Source organism: Desulforamulus profundi (assembly GCF_002607855.1).
In genome coordinates this window covers 60,018-66,803 of record NZ_AWQQ01000105.1, presented here as the reverse complement: position 1 = coordinate 66,803, position 6,786 = coordinate 60,018, and the positions used below count along the sequence as shown (strand labels likewise).

At 45.9% G+C, this 6,786-nt stretch carries 8 protein-coding genes, 1 rRNA gene and 2 pseudogenes; 7 read left to right on the top strand and 4 right to left on the bottom strand.

What is annotated here, in order from left to right:
* The first annotated feature begins 56 nt into the window (after positions 1–56).
* From rrf to P378_RS15955, 6 genes and pseudogenes are all read left to right on the top strand, one after another.
* Positions 57–171 (top strand): 5S ribosomal RNA (gene rrf, locus P378_RS15980).
* Between the two features lie 282 nt (positions 172–453).
* A pseudogene (locus tag P378_RS15975) lies at positions 454–1,121 on the top strand (Crp/Fnr family transcriptional regulator).
* 291 nt (positions 1,122–1,412) lie between these two features.
* Positions 1,413–1,841, top strand: a complete 429-nt coding sequence (locus tag P378_RS15970; protein ID WP_099083943.1) for a hypothetical protein — start codon at positions 1,413–1,415, stop codon at positions 1,839–1,841.
* A 15-nt stretch (positions 1,842–1,856) separates the two neighbouring features.
* Positions 1,857–2,810 (top strand): sulfite exporter TauE/SafE family protein, encoded by a 954-nt coding sequence (locus P378_RS15965; protein WP_099083942.1) that lies wholly within the window; start codon positions 1,857–1,859, stop codon positions 2,808–2,810.
* A gap of 40 nt (positions 2,811–2,850) precedes the next feature.
* Positions 2,851–3,444: a DUF1847 domain-containing protein gene (locus tag P378_RS15960; protein WP_099083941.1), complete on the top strand. Its 594-nt coding sequence runs from the start codon at positions 2,851–2,853 to the stop codon at positions 3,442–3,444.
* 172 nt (positions 3,445–3,616) lie between these two features.
* On the top strand, positions 3,617–4,567 hold the full coding sequence (locus P378_RS15955) for an FG-GAP repeat domain-containing protein (protein WP_238473325.1): 951 nt from the start codon (positions 3,617–3,619) through the stop codon (positions 4,565–4,567).
* 146 nt (positions 4,568–4,713) lie between these two features.
* Here P378_RS15955 and P378_RS15950 read toward each other — a convergent pair whose 3' ends face one another.
* From P378_RS15950 to P378_RS19830, 3 genes are all read right to left on the bottom strand, one after another.
* Entirely contained in the window at positions 4,714–4,998 is a 285-nt protein-coding gene (locus tag P378_RS15950) for a TlpA disulfide reductase family protein (protein WP_274378744.1), read from the bottom strand.
* 9 nt (positions 4,999–5,007) lie between these two features.
* Positions 5,008–5,487 (bottom strand): hypothetical protein, encoded by a 480-nt coding sequence (locus tag P378_RS15945; RefSeq protein ID WP_099083938.1) that lies wholly within the window; start codon positions 5,485–5,487, stop codon positions 5,008–5,010.
* 112 nt (positions 5,488–5,599) lie between these two features.
* Positions 5,600–5,752 carry a hypothetical protein gene (locus P378_RS19830; protein ID WP_180260932.1) on the bottom strand — a complete coding sequence of 51 codons (153 nt, stop codon included), beginning with the start codon at positions 5,750–5,752 and terminating at the stop codon, positions 5,600–5,602.
* Between the two features lie 49 nt (positions 5,753–5,801).
* Between P378_RS19830 and P378_RS22280 the strand changes: the two genes are divergently transcribed.
* Positions 5,802–6,011 carry a hypothetical protein gene (locus tag P378_RS22280; RefSeq protein WP_238473328.1) on the top strand — a complete coding sequence of 70 codons (210 nt, stop codon included), beginning with the start codon at positions 5,802–5,804 and terminating at the stop codon, positions 6,009–6,011.
* Here P378_RS22280 and P378_RS15940 read toward each other — a convergent pair.
* Positions 5,918–6,606, bottom strand: a pseudogene (locus P378_RS15940) (DegV family protein). The gene P378_RS22280 and the pseudogene P378_RS15940 overlap by 94 nt on opposite strands.
* Positions 6,607–6,786 lie beyond the last annotated feature (180 nt).

Here is a 6,786-nt window from a genome sequence, read left to right as displayed (position 1 = left end):
CTGAAGGCGATTGCTGAAGCTGACGGCCAGACCCCAAAGACAATCCCAAAAGATTTTCTGGTGGCGATACCGGAGGGGGTACACCTGTTCCCATCCCGAACACAGCAGTTAAGCCTCCAGGGCCGATGGTACTCGGGGCGCAAGCCCCGGGAGAGTAGGTCGTCGCCAGAGTAATTTTTACCCACCATTCTTGGTGGGTAATTTATTTATAATAAACTTTGGAAAGAATAATATAAGTTACAACATATATTGGAAGCAGGCTTAGTGAAAAATTTAATTTTTTACCAGATTTCTTGAACATGATCACCGAAACATATAAAATGGTAGAAGTGATATAATTACGCTTCGAAAAGTTATATTGAATATTATTGTAATGAGCGGAAGAACGGGTACTAAAGTACCTTGCATAAACTCATGGGACCTCATCTTGTTCAGGGGGGATTGGCTGGTAAAATGGAAAACATAAATGTGGAGCCTTTAGCATTGGAAGAACACGAGAAAAATCTTATCAGAGAATATGGAACTGTGGTGCATTATCCCAAAGGGCAGATTATTTTCGCCGCTGGGGATACAGCGGATCGCATATACCTGATTGAAGAAGGTTTTGTAAAAATTTATCGTATCACGCTGATGGGCGCAGAGTAACCGTTGGCAGTATGAGAAGCCCCGGTGAGCTGATGGGGCTTGCAGAAACTCTTTATCACGGAGAGCGCACCTGTTTTGCCGGAGCCATTAATGACGTTACCATGGTCGTTGTGAGGAAAAACAGGTTTGAGGAACTGCTGGAGCAGCACCCATCCATCGCCATTAAGGTTGCTAAAACATTAGGCGTGAGAATGAGAGAAGCAGAGGCCATTATCCACGAAATGGTTTGTTGGCAGGTGCCGGGAAGGCTGGCCATGTTACTGTTGAAGATGGCTGAACGGGCCGGGGTAGAAACTGAAAAAGGAACGAAGATCGATTTGCGTTTAACGCATGAGGAAATAGCCTGTATGATTGGAACATCCAGACAGACAGTCACTTCCCTGTTAAATACCTTCAAGCAGGAAAAAAGTATCGCCATTGAAGGGCGAGAAATGTATATTCTGGATGTAGAAAAGCTAAATAAATGGATTGTATAAAAATTGAGGCCGGCATTGTAGCCGACCTCATTTTTACTGGTGAAAAACTACCAATAAGCAGTTGTCAAACAAAAATGTCACAGGTGTGACAAAAACAATGTAAGGCAATAGACCGAAATAACGTAACAAATATGACAATAATACCGTCACCGGTGTGACATGAAAACGGCTCAAAGTTTGATATTTTATTAACAAGCGGCAGGAAATATAAAAAAGGAAGGGGGTTGGGCGGAGAGTACCGTTAATAAGGATAAAGCATTATCAATAAGATTGCAAGTGAGGCTGGTTGCCATGAAAACATTTTCTGGTTTAATCAAATATTTTAAAGACCCCCACGGACGTAAGATACAAAAACTAAAAGAAAGATATCAAGAACTGGACGAATTGTCGGACGTGGCGGTTAAAATCGGCGACGCATCGGCCTACCGGTCCCTTCAGTCGGAGATGAGGGAAGTCTTTTTTGATTACTTAACAGCAGTTGTAGTCGATTCAATTTATCATTTAGTTCCCCACGTACTTATAATTTGGTTAATTAGTATGGTTGTACCGGTGATTTCAATACCCATTATCAACCGGCAGGTCAGTATTTTCGTAGCGTATTTGATGGCCTATTTGGCATATTATGTCGGGAAAGCAATTATAAAATCAATCAAATCTAAGTTAGGGCATAAGTTAGGTTTGCTTGGTTTTACAGTATCTGAAAACAAAATAACTAATTAATGGAGGGAATTACCTATGCAATTTCCAATGGCAGGCGTTGAAGCCAGTCCTATCGCCCTGATCCTCTGGGGTATCTTTGTAGGTTATGTGTTTACCACCGTAGGCGCAGCTGGTGGTATTCTGGCCGGTGTTGGTCACATGACCATTTTCGGTATAAAGAAAGCCAACATGGTAAAACCCATGAACCAGGTTCTTACTCTGGTAAGCCCCATCGTTGGCACTCCCCTGTATCTCCGTGAAAAGCGTATCGTTGTTCCTGCTGCTGTCGCTTTGGGTCTCGGTGGTATCATCGGCGCATTGATTGGGTCCTATTTCTCTTCGGAATTACTTAAAGACATGAAGACTTTCCAACCTTACTTTGGTTTCTTTACACTTGTGATTTCATTCCGCCTGTTCTACGAGTGCAGCCAGAAGTTTATTGACGGCCAGAAAAAGGTAAAAGAAGCTAACAAGGCCTTTGCTGAGAAAGTTAAAGAACTTAAGGCTGCCGGAAAGATGAATGAAATTAAGGAAATCGGTGTTAACTTCCAGCAAGTCGGGATTCAAAACACCTTTACCTTTGCCGGACAGGAATTTAAGTACAATGCTTTAACTCCTTTCATTGCGGGTATTGTTGTAGCCATTATTTCCGCTTCCCTTGGTGTTGGCGGCGGCTTCCTGTTAGTTCCCTTCATGACCAGTGTGATGGGCTTCCCCATGTACATCGTTGCAGGTACTTCCGTACTTTCCATTCTGGTATCTTCCTTAACCAGTATTGCCAACTACATCAACCTGGGCAGCAAGATTGACTGGACTTTCCTCAGCTTCGAGCTGATTGGTGTAGCCATCGGTACCGTTATCGCAGCACACCTCTCCAAGTTCATCAATGCCCGCAAACTGAAGTACTTCCTGGCCTTTGTTCTTCTGTATGTTGGCGTCAAGTATTTGTTTGGTCCTATGATTAAAGCTGCTAGCGGTATTGCTCTTTAAGTAAACCGGGCCGCAAAAAGTTATTTAGGGGGTTCCCGGAATGAAGTGTGCTTCCTGTAAACTACAACCGAAAAACAAGTGTGACAAAGAGGGTTTCGATTGTACCGGGGGTAAATTTACGTTAGACGAGTGTCGTGAAGAAGTCAACAAGCCCTTTCACCGCCTGAGTGGTGAATTTCAAGCACAATATGGCAACAACCTCAGCCGCTTGGACGAAGTGATTATGTTTGCCAAAAGACAGGGCTATCAGCGGATTGGCTTAGCCTTCTGTGTGGGGTTAGCCGAGGAGGCTGCCATCCTGGAACAGATATTGTCTAAGCACTTCGAGGTATATTCAGCCTGCTGTAAAATTGGCGGCCCTAAGAAGGAAGAGTTTAACGTACCGAAGGTAAAAGAGGATAAGGTTGAAGTCATTTGCAACCCTGTTCTCCAGGCAAAAGTGCTGAATCATAAAGAAACCGACCTGAACCTGGAAGTTGGTTTGTGCGTAGGGCATGATATGCTGTTTAAAAAATATTCAGCGGCGCCTGTCACAACCTTCTGTGTCAAGGACCGGGTGTTAGGGCATAATCCCCTTGCGGTATGCTACTCCAGCTATCTACGGAAAAAATATATGAATAAAAAATACGAGTAAGAAGGCTTTTGCAGCCCTGGCCATTGGTGCCAGGGTTGTTTTTTTACCTTCGTTTATAGATATTTTTCCCCTGTCCAGTGCATAAAGTATTACGAGTAATTATCTGGGGACGGTGAGGTAAATGACCCGGTCAAGGGTTTTATGGCAAACCAATTTGGAGGGGCCTTTGCTTGTGGAGACTGGAAATATCCTGACCCGTGAAAGACAAGATTTGGTGGTTGCCAGTGGTTCAAGAGTATATATTTTTACGCCGCAAAATGCAGCGTACCAATTGGCAAGCGCCATCGATGTCAATCAGCCTATCCTGAGTCTGGCGGTTGGTTTACCGGCTTTTACTTCGGAGAATATCTTTGTGGGGACCGCAAACAGGATCGTTGTCTATGGAAACCTGCAAGGGGTTATTACCCAGCTTTCGCAAACAGAGCCGGAGCCCGGAGCAAACTTTAATGATATGGTGCTGGCTGATGTTGACGGGGATGGAAGACAGGAACTGGCAGCAATTGCCGGGGGCAATAATACCTTATATGTTTATCTTGTAACGGGTCAGACCCTGCAGGCATTAAGACTTGAACTGCTGGCAATCAGACAATTGCCGGGGACACCCCGGAGTATTACAGCTTTTCGTCCAGACCCCGTAAGACCACCATTCCTGGCCATCGCTTACAACATCAATCAAAGGACAGGGATCATTACGTTATTTATTACCGAAACAGGCTTTGAGGAAGGGCCTGCTATCAATAATCTGCCTTATCAAATCCCGGATTTATCTGCCGCAGACCTGCTGCCGGACCCCGGCGAGGAACTGACGGCGGCCGGCAGCGATGGTTCTGTAAGAATATTCACAGCCAATGCCCGGCTGGTCACCGGCCTTGTTACGAAAAATTTAGGCAGCACCGTTACGGCAGTAGCGGCTAAGACTACCGGGCCGCAGGCCGCCCTGTTAGTTGCAGGAACTCCCGGAAGTTATGTTTTTGGCTTTTACAGTCCGGGTATTACCGATGAACCAAACTGGGCCTTTAGGGCAGGCGGGCCGGTGAGGGATCTTGCCATTATTGATGGGGAAAAAGTCGTGGTGGGAACCACAAACGGAATTTTGCAGGTATGGCAAGTTCAGAACACTTGATAATGATAAGCAGCCGCCGGATTGTGTACTCCCACAGTTTACATAACTGTGGGAGTACGATGTTAAGTCTGTGCATTCATGAACAAAGATTCCTGCGGCTAAAAATAAATAGTACCCCCTTAAGCGGGGGGTACCAAGTGACATTTTTAAAGATGTTTTTCCACCAGTTTACTAAATTGTTCCAGGGAATGAAACCCAACGACATGCTCCAGAATTATACCGGAAGGATCCACAAGGATGGTCTGGGGAACGCCAAAAATATGCGGGGCAAAACTGCCGTCATCCTTGAGGTGAGGGAAGGTGGTGCCGGTCTCTTTAACTGCCTGTTGAGCCCATTCTTCCCGCTGGGGGTCCAACAATATTCCAAGCACTGCAACATTCTTATTGGCATACTTTTTATTCAGTCCTTCCAGGACTGGCATCTCTTTGATGCAGTACCCTCAGGTGGTGGCCCAAAAATTGATAATAGTTAGTTTGCTTTGGGTAATAATGGAGGATGCGCCGGTCTTTTTCCCTTGCAGGTCAGGCAGAACGAATTCCGGCAGGCTGGCCCCCACTTGAATCGATATGTCACCCTTGGACAAGACCGGTGTTTTTGGAGCATTGGGTTCCTTGGGAGCAGTGGATGTACTGCCTCCCTCCACTGCCGGCTTGCCGGGTTCAACAGGTGCATTGGCACTTTTGCTGTCCGGTTTTGCTGCCTCCGGGGTACCCTTTGATTCCGTATCGGGGGAAACCGGACCGGCAGGTTCCTTTGGTTTACCAGGTTCTCCTGTTTCAGGTTGACCGGGCTTGGCAGGTTCCAGGGTGCCGGCGGACTGTTTGCCGGGGTCCCCGCCGGGTGAAGCAGCATTGCAGCCGACCAGACTGACGGAGACCGCCAGGGCCAGACCTATTGTCAGCAACTTACGCTTCAACATGAATAACCTGGTTTCTGAAAGCTAAACATATCTGATTTATACAGGATAATCCAGATTCATTTAGTTTTCTCTCCCGCCGACTAACGAGAGGCAGTGTCACAGGATTCAACTGCTAGGCCATAAGCTCTCGCTTATGTTCCGGGTGGATCACCCCGCAGGGTTCCCCGCCGCTGCCTAAAGCAAACGTACTGCCCGGAGAAGGTGTTACCTCCACCTGGATTGATAGTATTCCATGCCCGACTTTCACAGCGTGTCTTTGCGACATGGAAATATTTACATCATTATTCTAGCAGTCTTTATGATTAATTACAACTGTGAAACCGCAAGAAACAGGTTTTTTCACCTCCTGTTTTATTGCTTTTTTAGCAGATTTAAATAGCTATTTAGTAACTGCTTCAAACCTCCGTCTCTTCTGCCGCCCCGCCGTGCATTACAGCCACATTGGCTTTTTTCTCACCAAGTATTTTGCTGGCAATCTCAAACAGGCGCTGGATGGATTTTTTCTGCCCCGCACCTTATCATAGGTATAATATTTTCCCTCTTCGTTAATAGAAATAATGGGTTTGATTTGCATAATCTCCCCCGGGGTGCCGGCCACATAGCCGATTCTGCCGCCTTTTTAAGTAGTCCAGCGTAGCCACCACAAAATAAATTTCCATGTTGCGAATGATATCTTTAGCCCTGGCCAGGGCAGCCTCAAAACTAAGGGTTTCCTTCAGGGTCCTGGCGGCTTCCAACACCGGGATTCCCAGTCCTAAGGACAGGCCTTGGAGTCAATGACCTCAATAACCATGGTTGGAAATTCCCTGGCAATGGTCATCACCGCGTTAAAGGTCCCGCTCAGCCCGCTGGAAATATGAATAGAAATGACATGAGTAAAACCATCTGCCTGGAGCTTTTTAAACAGCTCCATAATTTGTGCCGGGGAAGGGATGTGGAAGGAATTTCCTCCGGCATCCTTTCATAAATTTGCCGGGGACTTGTTTCGGTCCGGTCCAAATATTCTTCGTTATTGGGATAAATTACTTTTAAGGGCAGTACCCGGATGTCGTATTCACGGATCACCTCTTGGTCCAGGTCGCAGGTACTGTCCGTTACAATTGCCACTTTTCCCTTCATAACTATGTAACCACCTTTACTCCCCCGAAAAAATCCCTTTGCATAGACCACCTGACATTATTCCACTTAACAAAATCAAATCCTTTTGCGTTCTTACAGAACATGCATGATGCCAGCATAATTTAATTGTAACCCATACGGCAAATGACTATTCCTTTCCCAAGACGCTAAATAATAAAA